Annotated in this window: 12 protein-coding genes; 3 read left to right on the top strand and 9 right to left on the bottom strand. The window is 71.4% G+C overall.

All coding sequences use genetic code 11. The annotated features are described in order from the left end of the window. Positions 1–641 precede the first annotated feature (641 nt). Positions 642–1373 (bottom strand): hypothetical protein, encoded by a 732-nt coding sequence (locus tag VSH64_RS41610; protein ID WP_326568205.1) that lies wholly within the window; start codon positions 1371–1373, stop codon positions 642–644. A 254-nt stretch (positions 1374–1627) separates the two neighbouring features. Here VSH64_RS41610 and VSH64_RS41605 point away from each other — a divergent pair, with 254 nt between their 5' ends. Then, complete coding sequence (locus VSH64_RS41605) at positions 1628–2035, top strand: epoxide hydrolase N-terminal domain-containing protein (RefSeq protein ID WP_326568204.1); 408 nt, start codon at positions 1628–1630, stop codon at positions 2033–2035. Between the two features lie 59 nt (positions 2036–2094). Next, on the top strand, positions 2095–2607 hold the full coding sequence (locus VSH64_RS41600; RefSeq protein ID WP_326568203.1) for a GNAT family N-acetyltransferase: 513 nt from the start codon (positions 2095–2097) through the stop codon (positions 2605–2607). A 45-nt stretch (positions 2608–2652) separates the two neighbouring features. Here the strand turns inward: VSH64_RS41600 and purH are convergent, their stop codons facing one another. The 7 genes from purH to VSH64_RS41565 form a co-directional block, all read right to left on the bottom strand. After that, a complete protein-coding gene (gene purH / locus VSH64_RS41595; RefSeq protein WP_326568202.1) occupies positions 2653–4224 on the bottom strand; it encodes a bifunctional phosphoribosylaminoimidazolecarboxamide formyltransferase/IMP cyclohydrolase in 1572 nt (523 codons plus the stop codon). After that, positions 4221–4838 carry a phosphoribosylglycinamide formyltransferase gene (gene purN, locus VSH64_RS41590; RefSeq protein WP_326568201.1) on the bottom strand — a complete coding sequence of 206 codons (618 nt, stop codon included), beginning with the start codon at positions 4836–4838 and terminating at the stop codon, positions 4221–4223. The genes purH and purN overlap by 4 nt, the downstream gene beginning before the upstream one ends. Before the next feature lie 77 nt (positions 4839–4915). Next, a complete protein-coding gene (locus VSH64_RS41585) occupies positions 4916–6559 on the bottom strand; it encodes a cell division protein PerM (protein WP_326568200.1) in 1644 nt (547 codons plus the stop codon). Positions 6560–6784: 225 nt separating this feature from the next. Beyond that, positions 6785–7492: a DUF5336 domain-containing protein gene (locus VSH64_RS41580; RefSeq protein ID WP_326568199.1), complete on the bottom strand. Its 708-nt coding sequence runs from the start codon at positions 7490–7492 to the stop codon at positions 6785–6787. 210 nt (positions 7493–7702) lie between these two features. Beyond that, on the bottom strand, positions 7703–8590 hold the full coding sequence (sucD, locus tag VSH64_RS41575) for a succinate--CoA ligase subunit alpha (RefSeq protein WP_326568198.1): 888 nt from the start codon (positions 8588–8590) through the stop codon (positions 7703–7705). A gap of 1 nt (position 8591) precedes the next feature. Next, positions 8592–9761 (bottom strand): ADP-forming succinate--CoA ligase subunit beta, encoded by a 1170-nt coding sequence (sucC, locus tag VSH64_RS41570; protein WP_326568197.1) that lies wholly within the window; start codon positions 9759–9761, stop codon positions 8592–8594. 131 nt (positions 9762–9892) lie between these two features. Continuing rightward, positions 9893–12067, bottom strand: coding sequence for a hypothetical protein (locus VSH64_RS41565; protein ID WP_326568196.1), 2175 nt, complete (start codon positions 12065–12067; stop codon positions 9893–9895). 698 nt (positions 12068–12765) lie between these two features. On the opposite strand from VSH64_RS41565, the gene VSH64_RS41560 reads away from it, so the two are divergent. Beyond that, on the top strand, positions 12766–13449 hold the full coding sequence (locus VSH64_RS41560; protein ID WP_326838182.1) for a M23 family metallopeptidase: 684 nt from the start codon (positions 12766–12768) through the stop codon (positions 13447–13449). A 1514-nt stretch (positions 13450–14963) separates the two neighbouring features. On the opposite strand, the gene pcrA is transcribed toward VSH64_RS41560, so the two are convergent. Continuing rightward, positions 14964–17390 (bottom strand): DNA helicase PcrA, encoded by a 2427-nt coding sequence (pcrA, locus tag VSH64_RS41555; protein WP_326568195.1) that lies wholly within the window; start codon positions 17388–17390, stop codon positions 14964–14966. Between the last annotated feature and the right edge of the window lie 19 nt (positions 17391–17409).

The raw sequence follows: 17409 nt of genomic DNA, 5'->3' as shown, positions 1-17409 counted from the left end.
GCGGCCGGCTAGGGGACAGGGGTTTTCCCGACTTCCCGCGCCGGGGAACACCACCGAGCCGCCCGACCACTGGCGCGCAGCCAGGCCACGAACCGGGTCAAGCCCGAAACCCACGCCCGAACCAGCCACCCCGACCAGACGAACGGCTGTTCCCCGGTGCGAAATCGGACCACGAACCAGAGCAGGCCCAAGACCTGCACACGAATCAGCCGCCCCGACAGGACGAACGGCGGTCACCCGGGTGCCACGAGACAGTCCCCGACCTCCCGCACCAGAAAACACCACCGAGCCGCCCGACCACTCGCACGCAGCCAGACCACGAACCGGGTCAAGCCCGAAGCCCACGCCCGAACCAGCCACCCCGACAAGACGAACGGCAGTCACCCGGGTACCACAAGACAGTCCCCGACCTCCCGCACCAGAAAACACCACCGAGCCGCCCGACCACCGGCGCGCGGCCAGACCACGAGCCGGAGCAGGCCCGAGACCCGAGTGATAAGCAGCCGAGCCCGTGGCGACTGCTCGCCGAATTGCCGAGCCGGAGCAGCGAGCGGCGACCTGGATTTCCAGGCGCGGAAGCGGCTTCTCAGCAAACGCAGCACCGAAGCGGCGACCGGCAGCGTAAGAAAACAAACCCCCACTCATCCCGCCACCTCCTCCTCGAGCTCCTCGAGCCGCTGCAACGGAAGCTCCACCGGAATCGCCAGTGGCTCCACCGTCGCCGCGCGGCCGGTGGGGCCGGGCAGGGCCACCGTGGTCGTCCGGGGCCGGGCCGCGGAGCCGCGGCCGCGGGCGTGGACGTCGGCCGGGCGGGAGCGCAGGAAGCCCGCGCCGGAGCCGAGGAGGCCGGTCCAGGGGCCCGGGGTGCAGTGGAGTTCGAGGTCGGCGGCGGGCCAGGGGCCGAGGGAGAGCAGGACGGCGCCGCGGTGGCGGGCGCGGGCGGAGAGGCGCCGGGCGACGTTCGGGCGGAGGGAGCGGGGCTCGGTGACCACGAGGTCGACGCCGTCGAGCAACGCGGCGACCACCGACGGGTACTCGGCGCCCGGGCGGGGCACGAGGGCGAGGCGCGACACGTCGACACCGTGTTCCGCCGCCGCGGCGATGCCCAGGGAGGGCACGCCGACCACCGCCGCCCACGACCCGGCGGCGGTGGCCTCGGCGAGCAGGGCGAGGAGCAGCGACGGGGAGCGGTGGACCGCCACGGTGCTCCCGCGCCGGAGCCCCGCGTCGGGCAGCAAGCCGGCCAGCGCCGGGGACACCGGGAGCACCCTTCCCGTCGCCCTGGCGTGCTCGTGCCGCTCGGCCACCCGGCTCGCCGTGCTCACGCCGGGCAACGCGGCGAGCCGAGCCACCGGCTCCACCACTGCCGTCACCGCACGCACCTCCCCTCCACGCACACGCCGGCGCCCACCCCGCCGCAGGCCCAGGCCAGAGCCCCACAGGGCGAGCACCGACGCACCGCGGGGAAGGCGGCTCTCGACACCCTGCGTCGAACACCTGTTCGACAAACCAAGTACACCGGGATCCGGCGGACCTGTCAAGCCGAAGCCGGAACTGCTGTCGTTTTCCTGCCAGCGCCGCGCCCACGGCCGCTCCATCCTCGAAGCAGACCGAGAACAGGAACCCCGTGAAACGCCCGTTCCGCAGCGAAACCACCGACGAACAGCCGGCCGACCTCCACGACCGCCTGGCCCGCACCCGCTGCTCCCAGGCCCTGTCCGGGCGCGACTGGACCCACGGCACGCCGCCCGGCTACCTCGCCGAGCTCGTGGAGTTCTGGCTCACAGAGTTCGACTGGCGCGCAGCCGGAGCACACCTCAACGCCCTGCCCCAGTTCCTCGCCGAAGCCGGTGGCGCCACCCTGCACTTCGTCCACGCCCGCGGCGTCGGCCCGCGGCCGCTCCCACTGCTGTTCTCCCACCGCCGGCCCGGCTCGTTCCGGGAGGTCCACAAGATCATCGGCCCGGCCACGCGGGAACGGCCTGACGACCTCGTCACGGAGATCCGCGAGTTCTTCCGTCCCCTGCGCGCGTGACCGATCCCGGCTCTAAGCTCGACGGTTGTCGAGAACGGGTGAGGGAGCCGGTGGTCACCATGAAGCACATCGCCCTGCGGGCCTTCGCCGAGGAGGACCTGCCGGTGCTCGACCGGTTCGCCACGGAGCCCGAGGTGCTCGGCGCGTTCCAGTGGCCCGGGTTCACCAACCCGCAGGCGCGCCGGCGGCGGTTCGCCGATGACGGGTTCGTCGGGGACGAGTCGACGGCGCTCGCGGTCACCGTGGGCGGGGCCGTGGCCGGGATGGCGAGCTGGGAGGCCGCCGATCGGGGTGGGCCGGCGGGTGGGTGTTACGAGATCGGGTTGACGTTGCTGCCCGACCACCGCGGCCACGGCCTCGGCACGAAGGCCCACCGGCTGCTCGTCGACCACCTGTTCCGCTTCACACGCACGCACCGGCTCGAGGCGTTCACCGACGCTGACAACCGGGCCGAGCAGCGCGTGCTGGAGAAGACCGGCTTCCACCGCGAAGGCCTGATGTGCCAGGTCACCTGGCGAGACGGCGCGTACCGCGACGAAGTCGTGTACGCCCTCCTGCGCACCGACGCATGAAAAAGGGCCGGCCCGAAAACCGGGCCGGCCCCTCCTCGAAGAACCTCAGTGCGCGAAGTGCCGCGTACCCGTGAGGTACAGCGTGACGCCCGCCTTCTCCGCCGCCGCGATCACCTCGGCGTCGCGAATGGACCCGCCGGGCTGCACGACGGCGCGCACGCCCGCTTCGAGCAGCACCTCGAGCCCGTCGGGGAACGGGAAGAAGGCGTCCGAAGCGCCGACGGAACCCTTCGCCCGGTCGCCGGCCCGCGACACGGCCAGCCGCGACGAGTCGACGCGGTTGACCTGGCCCATGCCGACGCCGACGGTCGCGCCGTCGTGGGCCAGCAGGATGGCGTTGGACTTCACCGCACGCAGCGCGCGCCACGCGAAGGCGAGATCCGCGAGCGTCTGCGCGTCGGCCGGCGTGCCGGTGGCGAGCTCCCAGTTGGCGGGGTCGTCGCCGGGCGCGTCGATCGTGTCGACGGTCTGCACGAGCACGCCGCCGGAGATCGGGCGCAGCTCGACGGGCGCCGGGTTCTCGATCACGGGCAGCTTCAGCAGCCGCACGTTCTTCTTGCGCTGCAGGATTTCCAGCGCCTCGGGCTCGAAGTCCGGCGCCAGCACGACCTCGGTGAACACCTCGGCGATCTGCTCGGCCGCGTCGACCGTGACCGGGCGGTTGGTGGCGATCACGCCGCCGTAGGCCGAAACCGGGTCGCACGCGTGGGCCTTGCGGTGCGCCTCGGCGATGTCCACGCCCACCGCGATGCCACACGGGTTGGCGTGCTTGATGATCGCGACGGCCGGCTCGGCGAAGTCGAACGCGGCGCGGCGCGCGGCGTCGGTGTCCACGTAGTTGTTGTACGACATGGCCTTGCCGTGCAGCTGCTCCGCGTGCGCGAGGCCCGGGGCGGTGCTGCGGTAGAGCGCGGCCTTCTGGTGCGGGTTCTCGCCGTAGCGCAGCACGTCGCCGCGGTCCCAGGTGGCGCCGAGGAAGTCGGGGAAGCCCGAGTCGTCCGCGGGCGCGTACACGTTGGCGAACCACGAAGCGACCGCCGAGTCGTACGCGGCGGTGTGCGCGTACGCCTGCGCTGCCAGCCGCTTGCGGTCGACGAGCTCGAAGCCGCCCGCCGCGACCTGCTCCAGCACCCACGCGTAGCGCGCCGGGTCCACGACCACCGCGACGCTGCCGTGGTTCTTCGCGGCCGCGCGCACCATCGCCGGGCCGCCGATGTCGATGTTCTCCACGCAGTCTTCGGGACTCGCGCCCGAAGCCACCGTCTGTGTGAACGGGTACAGGTTCACCACGAGCAGGGCGAACGCCGCGATCTCGAGCTTCCGCAGCTGCTCCACGTGGTCAGGGTTGTCCTGGTCGGCCAGCAGCCCCGCGTGCACGCGCGGGTGCAGCGTCTTCACGCGGCCGTCGAGCGACTCCGGGAAACCGGTCACCTGCTCGACCGGCGTCACGGGCACCCCGGCGTTCGCGATCACCTTCGCGGTGCCGCCGGTCGACACGATCTCCACACCCGCGGCGTGCAGCCCGGTCGCGAGCTCGAGCAGGCCGGCCTTGTCCGAGACGCCGATCAGCGCGCGCCGGACCGGGCGCCGTCCCTCTGCAGTGTTCTCGACGCTCACGAAAACCTCACCTTTCGTCCGTCCACGGTGCAGCCACCACGGCCGAGTCGCTCGATCGTTTCAACCAGCAGCCTGCGTTCCACGGCCTTGATCCGCTCGTGCAGGACGTCTTCGGTGTCGTCGGTCTCCACGACCACCGCCTCCTGGGCGATGACGGGACCGGTGTCCACCCCCGCGTCGACGAAGTGCACGGTCGACCCGGTCACCTTCACGCCGGCGGCCAGCGCGTCGGCCACCGCGTGCATCCCCGGGAACGACGGCAGCAGCGCCGGGTGCGTGTTGATCACGCGGCCGGCGAACCGTGCCAGGAACTGCGCGCCGAGGATCTTCATGAACCCCGCCGACACCACCAGGTCGGGCTCGTACGCGGCCACGGCTTCGGTGAGCGCCTTGTCCCACGCGTCGCGATCGGGGTGGTCGGCCATGCGGACGGTGAACGACGGCACGCTCACGCGCTCGGCGCGGGCCAGCGCCTCGATGCCGGTGCGGTCGGCGCCCACGGCCACCACCTGCGCCGGGAACGCGGGGCGCGCGACGGCGTCGAGCACCGCCTGCAGCAGCGTGCCCGACCCGGAGGCGAGCACGACGATCTTCACCGGGGTCGGCAGGTCCAAGCGGCTGGCCAGAACGGGCTCCTTGCACGGCGGCGGCGCGCCTCGGGCGCACCACGCTTCACCAGGTCACCCCAACCCTAACGGTCGCGCTCGCGGCCCTCGTCCTCGCCGGAGCCGTCGGTGGACTCGGTCACAGCGCCGGGGTCGTCGGCGCCGGCCCCGGAGGTGTGGTCGACGGTGGGTTCCGGCTGGTCGAGGGGCACGTCTTCGGGCAGTTCGAGGCCCAGTTCGGCCTCGGCTTCGGCGTCGTACTCGTCGTACTCCGGCGAGGTCGGCTGGGCCGGCACTCGGGGTCCGGTGAACTCGGCGTCGAACTCATGGGTGTCGAGTTCTTCCGGATCGACGTCTTCGAGCACCTCGTCGGGATCGACGTCGGCGGTGTCTTCGTCGTCGGCGGCGTCTTCTTCGAAGTCGGTCTCGTCCGTGTCCTCTTCGAAGTCGTCGGCGTCCTCGGCGTCTTCAGCCAGGTCCTCGTCGCCCGCCTCTTCGTCGGCGAACTCCCCGGCGAACTCCTCGCCCTCCAGCGATTCCGGCGGCGCGGCCGGCTCGTGCGCGCCCGCGAAGAACGCCACGAACCCGCCCGGGATCACGATCCAGCAGAACGCCACGATCGACGCCACCCCGACCGGCACGCTCACCGGGTCGAACGGGCCGTCGGCCAGACGCCCGCCCGCGAGCGTGCCCAGCACCACGCAGCCGAAGCCGACCACGGCACCGGCCACGGCGACGATGCGGATGCGCGCGGCCGGGTCGTCGTCGGCGTGGCGCACCGACCAGCCCACCAGCGCGCCGACGGCCGCTGGCAGCACCAGCAGCACGGGCCACCACGCGGCGGTGTGCTCGGGAATGCCGCCGAGCAGCGGCACAGCCGGCACGGAGCCACCGCGGTAACCGACCAGGCTGACGTCGAGCGACCCGATCGTGAAACCGGGTCCGCTCACGAACGACAGGGCCGCGACCACGGCGTTGGGCAGGTACACCACCGAAAGCAGCAGCAACCCCAGGCTGTTGCCGAACGACGGCTCGAACAGATCGTCCACAGTGGACACCGAGAGCACCGTGGCGGCGGTGAACACGATCGCGCCCACCGCGAGCAGCGCCGCCAGGCCCAGCGCGCCCGCGCGCAGGCCGCGGACGGCGCTCGGGTCGAGCCGCTCGACCAGCGCCGCGGGCAGGCCACAGCGGCGCACCGCCCCGCCGGTGGCCGCCAGCGCGGCGAACACCGCGGGCACCACACACGCCAGCAGCGGGTTCGCCCGCACCGGCGCGCCGAGCGAGAGCAGCCCGATCAGCAGGCCGAACAACGCGTGGGCCGCGGCGATCACGCAGATCAGCGGCACGGCCTGGCGCAGCGTCGCACAACCGAGCCGTAGCGCAGCGCCCGACGCAGTGCGCGCCACGAGCAGCACCGCGCCGATCGTGGGCAGCAGCGGCAGCACGCCCAGCGGGTGACCGGCGATGCCGAGCTGCACCTGGAACGCGGCGAGCCAGCCGGGCCCGGCCGTGAGCAGCATGCCGGTGGCGGAGAACGCGGTGCGTTCGGCGGTGAGCGCGACCACCGCGAGCAGGGTCGCGACCACGGCGTACTCCGTGATCAGCGGCCCGAAGGCGGCGGTGAGCAACACGCGCACCCGGGCGGCCGGAGCGACCTCGGCGTCGAGTTCGACGGTGTCGCCCACCGGCTCGCCACCCGGGCGTGGAGAACTGGTGAGCTGCTGCATGCTTCGCACCTTGACACCCGGGCTGGGCCGTCCGGGTGAGGCACGCCGCCCCACCGGCCCGTGGCGAAGGTAACCCACCCGGTCGGGGGCACTCCGGACAACAAAAACACCCGCTGTGACACGGAGAGTCACAGCGGGTGTTTTACCGAGGCCAGGGCATCGAAGATCACCACCACCCCCATGGGTCCAGCGGACCGGACACCACCTCGGGGCAGCGAGCGGGCGTCAGCCCTGCTGGCCGAAGCCGCCCGGCGGAGTGCCCGGGGGCTTGCCCTGCTCGCCCTGCGGCTGCTGGAAGAACTGGCCCTGCTGCGGCGCGTACGTGGTGGCCTGCTGCCCCGGCGGCGTCGCACCCGGCTGCTGCGGCTGCTGCGGGTACTGACCCGGCTGCTGCTGCGGCGGCTGGAACTGGCCGTACTGCTGCTGGTAGTGCGGCACGGACGGCTTCGGCGCCGGCGGCTTGAGCACGCCGTACTCCATGAGCAGCGCGGCCACCGCGACCAGCATCTGCACGATGCCGAGGATCAGCACCACCGTGACGATGCCCGGCGTCGAGCGCTCGGCCACCGTCGTGTCGAGGGCGCCGAGCGCGCCCACCACGCTGAACAGCGCGGCGAACGGCAGCACCCGCGGCGCCTTGGGCAGCGCGTGCATCGCCGCGAGCAGGCCACCGGTGAGCAGGAAGATCGTCTCCTGACCGACGTCACCCGCCTCGTCGGAGAAGCCGATGAAGTACTGGACGACGCCCAGCACGGTCACCACGAGCGCGAGCACGAGCGGAAGGTTCTGCGGCAGCACCGGCCCGGCCGAGGCCGGCGGGCCCTGCTGCGGCTGCTGTTGCGGGAACCCGCCCGACGGGGGCGGTCCCTGAGGGGGCTGCTGCTGGCCACCGCCCTGCTGGGGGTAGCCAGGCCCGCCGCTGGGGAAGGTCATCGGAAGCTCTCCTGTCGTTCGCCGGCAACTCCGGGGGAAGGTGGCACCCGGACGAATCACGTGACGGCCGCGTCGCCGAACGCTAGCGCATCCGAGGGTCCCCCGTCCGGGCCGTTGGACGCACGGGATGCCCGTTCGGTTGCAGCCGGAAACGCCACGGACCGGACACCAATCCTGGTGCCCGGTCCGTGTGACCCGTGTTTGTGCAGGTCAGAGGTTGTTGTACAGCTCGCGCGCGAGGACGGCGGTCTCGCTCGGGGTCTTGCCGACCTTCACGCCGGCAGCCTCGAGGGCCTCCTTCTTCGCGGCCGCCGTGCCGGACGAACCGGACACGATCGCACCCGCGTGACCCATGGTCTTGCCCTCGGGGGCGGTGAAGCCCGCGACGTAGCCGACGACCGGCTTGGTCACGTGCTCCTTGATGAAGGCCGCGGCCCGCTCCTCGGCGTCGCCACCGATTTCACCGATCATCACGATGACCTTGGTCTCGGCGTCCTTCTCGAACGCCTCGAGGGCGTCGATGTGGGTGGTGCCGATGATGGGGTCACCGCCGATGCCGACGGCGGTGGAGAAGCCGATGTCACGCAGCTCGTACATCATCTGGTAGGTCAGCGTGCCGGACTTCGAGACGAGGCCGATGTGGCCCGGGCCCGAGATGTCGGCGGGGATGATGCCGGCGTTGGACTTGCCCGGGCTGATCACGCCGGGGCAGTTCGGGCCGATGATGCGGGTCTTGTTGCCCTTGGCCACGGCGTGGGCCCAGAAGTAGGCCGAGTCGTGGACCGGGATGCCCTCGGTGATCACCACGGCGAGCGGGATCTCGGCGTCGACGGCCTCGAGCACGGCGTCCTTGGCGAACTTCGGCGGCACGAAGATGACCGACACGTCGGCGCCGGTCTCCTTGATGGCCTCTTCGACGGTGCCGAAGACCTTCAGGTCCTTGCCCTCGATGCTCACGGTCTGGCCGGCCTTGCGGGCGTTGACGCCACCCACGATGTTCGTGCCGGACTTCAGCATCTTGGTCGCGTGCTTCATGCCCTCGGAGCCGGTGAGCCCCTGCACGATGACCTTGCTGTTCTCGTTCAGGAAGATCGACATCTCACGCACCTGCCGCGGCGAGCTCGGCAGCCTTGTCGGCCGCGTTGTCCATTGTGTCCACCACGGTCACGAGCGGGTGGTTCGCGTCGGCCAGGATCTGGCGACCCTCGACGACGTTGTTGCCGTCCAGGCGGACGACCAGCGGCTTGGTGGCCTCGTCGCCCAGGATCTTCAGGGCCTCGACGATGCCGGTGGCCACCGCGTCGCACGCGGTGATGCCGCCGAAGACGTTGACGAAGACGCTCTTCACGTCGGTGTCGTTGAGGATGACGTCCAGCCCGGCCGCCATGACCTCCGCCGACGCGCCGCCGCCGATGTCGAGGAAGTTCGCCGGCTTCACGCCGCCGTGCTTCTCACCCGCGTACGCCACCACGTCCAAAGTGGACATGACGAGCCCGGCGCCGTTGCCGATGATGCCGACCTCGCCGTCGAGCTTCACGTAGTTGAGGTTCTTGGCCTTGGCCTTCGCCTCGAGGGGGTTCTCGGCGTCCTTGTCCACCAGGGCTTCGTGGCCCGGCTGACGGAAGGAAGCGTTCTCGTCCAGGGTGACCTTGCCGTCGAGGGCGATGATCTTGTCCTGGGGGTCGCGCACCAGCGGGTTGACCTCGACGAGGGTGGCGTCCTCGGAGACGAAGGTCTCCCAGAGCTTCACGACCACGTCGGCGGCCTCGTCGATGATGTCGGCCGGGAAGTTGCCCGCCTTCAGGATCTCGAGCGCCTTCGCCTTGTCGACGCCGGTGACCGAGTCGACCGGGATCTTGGCGAGCGCCTCGGGGCGCTCCACGGCGAGCTGCTCGATCTCCATGCCGCCCTCGGACGACGCCATCGCCAGGAAGGTCCGGTTGGACCGGTCCAGCAGGAAGGAGAAGTAGTACTCGGACGCGATGTCCGACGCTTCCGCCACGAGCACGCGGCGCGTGATGTGGCCCTTGATGTCGAGACCCAGGATGGCTTCCGCCTTCTCCTTGGCCTCGTCCGGCGTCTGGGCCAGCTTGACGCCGCCGGCCTTGCCGCGACCGCCGACCTTCACCTGCGCCTTGACGACGACCTGGGTGCCGATCTGCTCCGCGGCGGCCTTGGCTTCTTCGGGGGTGTTTGCCACCGAGCCCGGCAGAACCGGTACTCCGTGGGCGGCGAAGAGATCCCTCGCCTGGTACTCGTAGAGGTCCACTACTCCAGTCTCCTGACGACACGCCACTGTGGTGGTCCGTTATCCGGACCGCGCTGTCGGACCAGTCGAGGTTAGCGACCTGCGAAGAGGCAGGGGACTCCGCACCTGGTGAAGTCGGTCACCGTACGCGGTCAGGGGGTGTGAGTCCGCCCACCGACGGTGTTTTTCGCTCCCGACGCGGCCGTCGCGGCGGCTGCCGCTGTGACGACGATCGCGGCGAGCCCGAACCAGAACCCGAGCCCCGGCGTGCGGCCGGCGATGTCGACGAGCGGCAGCTGTGCCACGTGGACGGCGAGCACGAGCGCCGCCCCGGCGAGCGCGGCCGCGGCGGCGCCGGGCCGTGAGCGGACGCTCAGCGCGAGCACGCCGAGCACCACGAGGAGCGCGGTGAGCAGTCCCCACGAAGGAGTGTCGAAATCGGACCAGATGCCGGGCACCGAGTAGTCGGGCGCGCGGAACACCGGCGTGCCGAACGCGAGCACGGCCAGCACCGCGGCGGCGACCACGGGCAGCAGCACGCGCGGCCGGGGGCCTTCGGTGCCTTCGTCGTCGCGCTCGACCACACCGGTCACCACGGCGGCGAGCGCCGTGAGCCCGGCCAGGCCGAGCGCGATCGCGGTGAAGACGGCGCCGGCGCCGAGGTGGTAACTGATCGTGCCGCCGAGCCCGCCCCCGAGCCCGGTCGCCTGCGACGCGGTGATGGCGGTGCTGAGCACGGCCGTGCCGGCGAGCACGACGCCTGACCAGAGCACGGCGAGGAGGCCGCGGGCGGCTTTCGCGCTGAACACGAACGGCGCGGGCAACACGATGAGCACCGCGGCCACGAGCAGCACCCAGCGAGCGGGACTCTGCGTGGCGGTCGCCGAATCGAGCTGCGGCGCGAGCGCGCCGACGGCCGCGGTCACGGCCGTGAGCACGGCCAGCAGCGCCGTGGCGGTGCGCCACAACGTGAGGCTCGGGATGCGCGCTTCGCCGGCGAGGTCGGTGCGTTCGACCTGGGCCACCTGCGGCGTCGCCAACGGCACCAGCGCGAGCACCAGCGCCATCGCCACCACGGCGACGACCGGACCCCACGCCAGGTGCAGCCCGCCCACCGCCAGCCCGCCCACCAACGGCGGCACCGCCACGGCGAACGTCGCCGCGGCCACGCCGCCGAGCGTCCCGCGCGCCACCCCGTCGGAAGCCGCGCCGAAGCCCAGCACCGTGGCGAGCAGCAGCGCGCCCACCACCAGGACGTAGCCCGTGAGCGCCACGCCGGGCCCGTCGAACGCCGAGGGCGCCGGCAGGAACGGGTTGTCCGACACCACGGGCGCCACCACCAGCCCGACGCCGCCCACCACCGCGAGCAACGGCACGACCAGCCGCCAGCGCCGCCGCCCGCCGTCGTCACCGGCCACCTCGTTCAGCCCCCGCGCCACCTGCGCCACCGTGATGCCGGCGGCAATCGTCAGCAGGTGCCCGACGACCAACAGCCAGAACCCGGCGCCGACCGCGCTGCGGTCCAGCAGGCGATCGGGGAGGAAGAGCTCGGGGCGGACGGTCTTGGAGCCGTTCACGAGGAACTGCAGATCGAGGAGCAGCCGGCCCGGCGCCAGCGCGGCCAGCCCGATGGTGAGCCCGGCGGCGAGACCGTGGCGGCCACTGAACGCGGCCGCCGCGACGATGCCGGCGGGAACCAGGGCGAGCAGCGCGAGGAGCGGCCAGGCGAGATAACCGGGGGCGGCGTCGGGGGAGATCGGGAGGATCGCGCCGGCGGTGAGGGCCAGGGCGCCGACCGCGAGGAGGGCGACGGCGGTTTTGAGGCGGGGTTCGGGGGTGCGGTCGGCGTATTCGAGGTCGGGCTGGAAGGGAGCCCGGGGACGCCAGCCGGATTCGACGGCTTCGGTGGCTTGGGTGGGGGTGAGGGTGGTGCGGGTGGTGGGGGTGGTGGGGGTGGGGTTTGGGCTGGGTCTGGGGGGCTTGGGTTTGGTGGTGCTGTCGGGGGTGACGCGTTTTGCGCTCACGCCGCTCACCGCAGCCCTGCTCGAATCAGTCGGCGCGCCGGGGTCCGTGTCAGTACTGAGCGGCGAAGTGCCGTTCGTACTGGACGTGACGTCGCTGCCGAGGTCCTCGTCAGCGGGGTCGGCCTGAGCGGGTCGGCGGCGGCCGGCGCGGCGGGTTTCGGCACGGGCGCGTTCGCGGGCGGCGGCCTTGCGCTCGGCGAGGCTGGGCCGGCGGGGGGCGGCGGGCGGCGTGGGGCTGTCCGGGTCGGAGCCGGAACGGGCCGGGGAGGAGTCCCCGTCGTGGGGTCCTTCGGACGAAGTCATCGGAGGCGACGCTAGCAAGCCTGAGCGGGTGGGGCTTCCGCAGTGGGGCGCGAGCCGTGAGAGGAGTCGCGCTCCGCGACAGGACGGTGCGGGAGGGCGCAACCGGTGGCGGGAGGGCGTCCGCGCATGTCGGTGGGTTGATCGGGCGTTCGGGTGATCACCCGGCGAGGCGAGTGATCGGCGCCACAGACGAGGGCGTGAATTCCCTTCAACAGAGGGGCGCAAACGTTTATTTCAACGGTGGGGCCGTTCGGAGGGTCGCGCGGCCGCCGTTTGGGCGTGTGGATGCCCGAAAGTCCTGTAACGGAGATCACACTGATCGGAGTAGTTTCCGGTTAACTTTGGGTAATCTCCACAGCTAGCCGCGTGATGGGGGCCGCCCGTTCGGCGGAAGCGCCGGGGGAACCTTGCTCACAACGGTGCCCCTTCGTTACTGTCCCCGGGTCCCCATTACAGTCAGGTCACGAAGCGCAACGCCGAGCGAACCACCCCCGAGGTTGGCTCAACGGGATCCCCCGCCCGTAGTCGCGCGACGACCCGGCTCCCCGACGATGGAAGGCCCTGTCTTGGCTTCACACCGCTCCCCCGGCGGCCAAGCCCCTTCCCCGGCGCTGAAGGACGCACTGGACGGTGCGGTCATCCGCGTGCGGGGTTCGCACCGCATCGCACCGCCGTCCTCCGCCCTGCGTGGGCGAGTTGTGGTCGCTGCTGTCGCGGCCGGCGCGTTCGCCGCTGCCGCCGCGGGCCAGACCCTCAAGACCGTTTCGACCGACGCCGACACCGCGGTCGCCCCGCTCGCCAACGCCCAGGACGCGAGCGCCTCCTTCACCCTCGGCAGCGCCGGCTCCGGTGGCGCGCCCGAGCTGCTGCCCGTCGGCCACTCGATGGACGCCTCCGCCGAGGCCGCCCGCATGGCCGACAGCTCGAAGATCACCGAAGCCCGCGAGCAGGCCGAAGCCGACGCCGCCCGCAAGGCCAAGGAAGAAGCCGAGCGCCCCAAGACCTGCCTCCCGGCCCACGGCACGTTCACCTCGGGCTTCGGCGCCCGCTGGGGCAGCAGCCACCTCGGCATCGACATCGCCAACTCCATCGGCACCCCGATCTACGCCGCCTCCGACGGCACCGTGATCCAGGCCGGCCCCGCCAGCGGCTTCGGCCTCTGGGTCCGCGTGCAGCTCGACGACGGCACCATCCAGGTCTACGGCCACATGAACAGCTTCTCGGTCCACGAGGGCCAGAAGGTGAAGTGCGGCGAGCAGATCGCGGAGATCGGCAACCGCGGCGAAAGCACCGGCCCCCACCTGCACTTCGAGGTCTGGCAGGGCGGCACGAAGAAGATCGACCCGCGCCCGTGGCTCGCCGCCCGCGGCATCGTCGTCTGAGTTCGGTCGGCTGGTTTCTCCTTACTGTTCTTCGGTTTCACTGGTTTTCTTCCGGTCACGGTCAGCGCCTCCACGCTTCCGTGGCCGGAGGTGTTTGTGCCTCGCGATCGAGCGCCGTACCTCCGGGTCGGCCGGCTCTCGCGAGCCGGTTTACCTGAGGGCGCCCACGTTGTGGCGATCGCGCTGCGCCATTCGCCGATCGGCCACCCGTGCGCCCTGACGCTTTGTCGCCATGTGAACGCCCCGGCGCCTCCCTTGCCGAAGGCACTCACGGCCCAGCGGCTATTCCCCGGCCCGCTCTGACGCCTTCGCGAGACCCTTGCCCGGCCCAGGCCAGCACCCCCTCCGTTCTCCCGGCCAGATGCCGTCTGCGCCCCCGCGAGTGAGAAGTCACGCCCGCTCGCAGGTCCGGCGACGCATGCGCCCGAGCTTTGCGCCGCAGGTCGCGCCGGGAATGCCATTCCGGGTGGAGTCACGACCAGGCGCCTGGTCGCCCTCGCCCTTCGTGGGCTTGCTCTCGCGCGCCGTGGGCCCGCTCTCACGCAATGCGAGTCGCTCCCGGGCGATGTCATCGTCGAACGTGCCCACCTCCCTCGCGATTGTTCGCTGTCGCCATCGCAGACCCGCGCTCCCGCACTACGCACCGCCTCCGGGCGATCCCCTCCTCCGACGCGTTCATCTCCTGGCGATCGGTCGCCGCGCGCTGCTGTCGGGCCGGGAGCGCCGCCACCCAAGGGATGACTCGCCAGATGAGTGACCACGCGGAGCCGGCGGAAGCATCAGAGCCAAGGCGTCCCCTGAGTCGCGGGGCTGCGGCTAGCGTTCCCCGTTCGGTAGGCGGCGGATGAAGTACGCGACGGCCACCTGCCAGACCGTGCAGAGGCCCGTGGGGTGCCGGCGCACGGGCCACCAGCCCAGGCGGGCGAGCCACGAGAGTCGGGTGAGCAGCCCGGGACGGCTGGGTGAGCCGGATTCCGTGAGTAATGGAGCGGCCAACGAAGAGCGGGTGGTCCAGCGGCCCGGGCCGCACGCGAGGCAGCGGCCGTCGGGGCCGAGGTCGTGGTAGCGAAGGAGGGCGCGCCAGGCGGCGGCCAGTCGGCGAGCTTCCCCCGAAGCGCAGCCGGTGCCGCAGGGCCGACCGGAGCCCGGAATGAATCCCGGACCAGAGCCGGACCCGCCAGGACCTGTGCCACTCCCCGGAGTGACAGAAGTCCCCGAATTGAGAGAAGCCCGCCAAGTGACAGAAGTCCCCGAGAAAGAAGTCCCCGAAGCGGGCGAAGCCCCCGCACCCCATGGAACCCCCGAAACGGCAGTCCCCGAACCGCCAGAAACCCCCGCTGTCCCCGAAATTCCCCGCAGGTAGCTCTGTACCCCTGCCGCCAGGACGCCAAACAAGATCGTGTCCACACCCTCGTGCTCCCTCCCGAGGTGGCCGGCGGACGAGAGCCAGCCTACCTCACGCAATCGAACTTGTGTTCGACAGGAGGGAGCCTAAACGAGGGGTCCGACAAAAATCAGAGCTTCACCATCGGCACGCTGCCGATCAGCATGAGGCGGACCTTGCCGGACGCGCCGAAGTCGATGGTGGCCGTGGCGCGGGGACCGACGCCGTCGCAGGAGATGACGGTGCCGAGGCCGTATTTGTCGTGGCTGACGCGGTCGCCGACGTCGAGCTTGAGGGCCACCGTGTCCTTCCAGCCCTTGCCGAAGGGCGACGAGGACGTGGTGGAGGAGGAAGACGGGGAACGCCGGCCCCATGTGGTGGCCGCGCGCGGGCCCGAGGACGACGAGCCCGACGAAGAGCCGAAGTTGCCGAAGCCGGGTGACGAAGGCTCCAGCCGACGCCAGTCGACGAGGTCCGGGGGCAGCTCGTCGAGGAAGCGCGAAGCCGGGTTCATCTGCGGCTGGCCCCACGCCGAGCGCACCAGCGCCCGCGAGACGTACAGCCGCTGCCGTGCGCGCGTGATGGCCACGTACGCGAGCCGCCGCTCCTCCGCGAGTTCGTGGGGATCGCCCAGCGCGCGCATGTGCGGGAAGACGCCGTCTTCCCAGCCCGTGCAGAACACCACCGGGTATTCGAGGCCCTTGGCCGTGTGCACCGTCATCAGCGTGACAACGCCGGCCCCGCCGTCGCCCTCGTCTCCGCCGTCCGGGGACGGGATGGAGTCGGCGTCGGCGACCAGGGACACGCGTTCCAGGAACGCGGCGAGTGAGCCGGGCGCGGGCACGCCGTCGTCGAGCACCAGCTCGGCGTTTTCGTCCTGCTGCACCTCGGCGGTGAACTCCGCGAACTCGCGCGCCACCGTGACGAGCTCCGTGAGGTTCTCGACGCGCGACGCGTCCTGCGGGTCGTCGGACTCTTCGAGCTCCGCGCGGTAACCCGTGCGCTCGAGCACGGCTTCCAGCAGGTCGTGCACCTCGGAACCCGACGCCGCCAGCTCACCCAGGTCGTCGAGCAGCGTGACGAACCCGGTGATCGCCTTGGCGGAGCGCGGGTTCAGCAGCGCCACCTTGCCCTCGACGGCATCGCGCAGCGCGGCCGCGAAGGTGATGCGCTCGCGCTCCGCGTGCGTGGCCACCACAGCTTCGGCACGGTCGCCGATGCCGCGCTTGGGCACGTTCAGGATGCGCCGCAACGAAACCGTGTCGTCCGGGTTCGACAGCACCCGCAGGTACGCGAGCATGTCTCGCACCTCGCGCCGCTCGTAGAACCGCACGCCGCCGACGACCTTGTACGGCAGGCCGAGCCGGATGAAGATTTCCTCGAACACGCGCGACTGGTTGTTGGTGCGGTAGAAGACGGCGACGTCCGAGTAGTCGGCCTCGCCCTTCTCCGCCAACGCGTCGATCTCGCCCGCGACGAACGCGGCCTCGTCGTGGTCGTTGTCCGACACGTAGCCGACGATCTTCTCGCCGTCGCCCGAATCGGTCCACAGCCGCTTCGCCCGGCGGTTGGGGTTGCGCTCGATCACGGCGTTGGCCGCCGACAGGATCGTCTGCGTGGAGCGGTAGTTCTGCTCCAGGAGAATGGTGTGCGCGTTGGGGAAGTCGCGCTCGAACTCTTCGATGTTGCGGATCGTGGCGCCGCGGAAGGCGTAGATCGACTGGTCCGCGTCGCCCACCACGACCAGCTCGGCCGGGTCGATGCCGGTGTCGGTGGCTCCATCAGACTCGGTCCCGGCCAGCACGCGCACCAGCGTGTACTGCGCGTGGTTCGTGTCCTGGTACTCGTCGACGAGGATGTGGCGGAAGCGGCGCCGGTAGTACTCCGCGACATCGGGGAACGCCTGCAGCAGCGAGACCGTGCGCATGATCAGGTCGTCGAAGTCGAACGCGTTGGCCGCTTCGAGCCGGCGCTGGTACTCGACGTACACCTCGGCGACGCGGCGCTCCAGGTCGTTGGCCGCGTTGGCCACCGCCGCGTCGGGGTCCGTGAGCTCGTTCTTGAGGTTCGAGATGTGCACCGCGAGCGTGCGCGCGGCGTACTTCTTCGGGTCGATGTCGAGATCCCGCGCGACGAGCGTGATGAGCCGCTTCGTGTCGTCGGAGTCGTAGATCGAGAAGCTGGACGACATGTCGAGCGTCTTGGCTTCACGGCGCAGGATCCGCACGCACATCGAGTGGAACGTGGACACCCACATCGCGTTGCCGCGACGGCCGACGAGCGACGCGACGCGCTCGCGCATCTCGGCCGCGGCCTTGTTGGTGAACGTGATCGCCATGATCTCGCCGGGGTGCACCCCCCGCTCCGCCAACAGGTACGCGATGCGGCGCGTGAGCACGCGGGTCTTGCCCGACCCCGCACCGGCGACGACGAGCAGCGGCCCGCCGGCGTGCATGACCGCTTCGCGCTGCGCGGGGTTGAGGTCCTCGAGCAGCTCGGCGGCGGCCTTGCGGGCGGGCGCGGGCTTTTCTGCGGGGAGATCGAAGAGGGTGTCCATCGCCCATCCACGCTACCCC

It is taken from the genome of Amycolatopsis rhabdoformis, assembly GCF_035918295.1.
Lineage (GTDB): Bacteria > Actinomycetota > Actinomycetes > Mycobacteriales > Pseudonocardiaceae > Amycolatopsis > Amycolatopsis rhabdoformis.
Note: the sequence above shows the minus strand (reverse complement) of the source record. Positions and strands in the feature narration are given on the sequence as shown.

Excerpts from the sequence above, each read along its gene's own strand:
- VSH64_RS41585 (WP_326568200.1), bottom strand. The coding sequence starts at position 6,559 with ATGCAGCAGCTCACCAGTTCTCCACGCCCGGGTGGCGAGCCGGTGGGC.
- VSH64_RS41580 (WP_326568199.1), bottom strand. The coding sequence starts at position 7,492 with ATGACCTTCCCCAGCGGCGGGCCTGGCTACCCCCAGCAGGGCGGTGGC.
- pcrA (WP_326568195.1), bottom strand. The coding sequence starts at position 17,390 with ATGGACACCCTCTTCGATCTCCCCGCAGAAAAGCCCGCGCCCGCCCGC.
- sucD (WP_326568198.1), bottom strand. The coding sequence starts at position 8,590 with ATGTCGATCTTCCTGAACGAGAACAGCAAGGTCATCGTGCAGGGGCTC.
- VSH64_RS41600 (WP_326568203.1), top strand. The coding sequence starts at position 2,095 with ATGAAGCACATCGCCCTGCGGGCCTTCGCCGAGGAGGACCTGCCGGTG.
- VSH64_RS41565 (WP_326568196.1), bottom strand. The coding sequence starts at position 12,067 with ATGACTTCGTCCGAAGGACCCCACGACGGGGACTCCTCCCCGGCCCGT.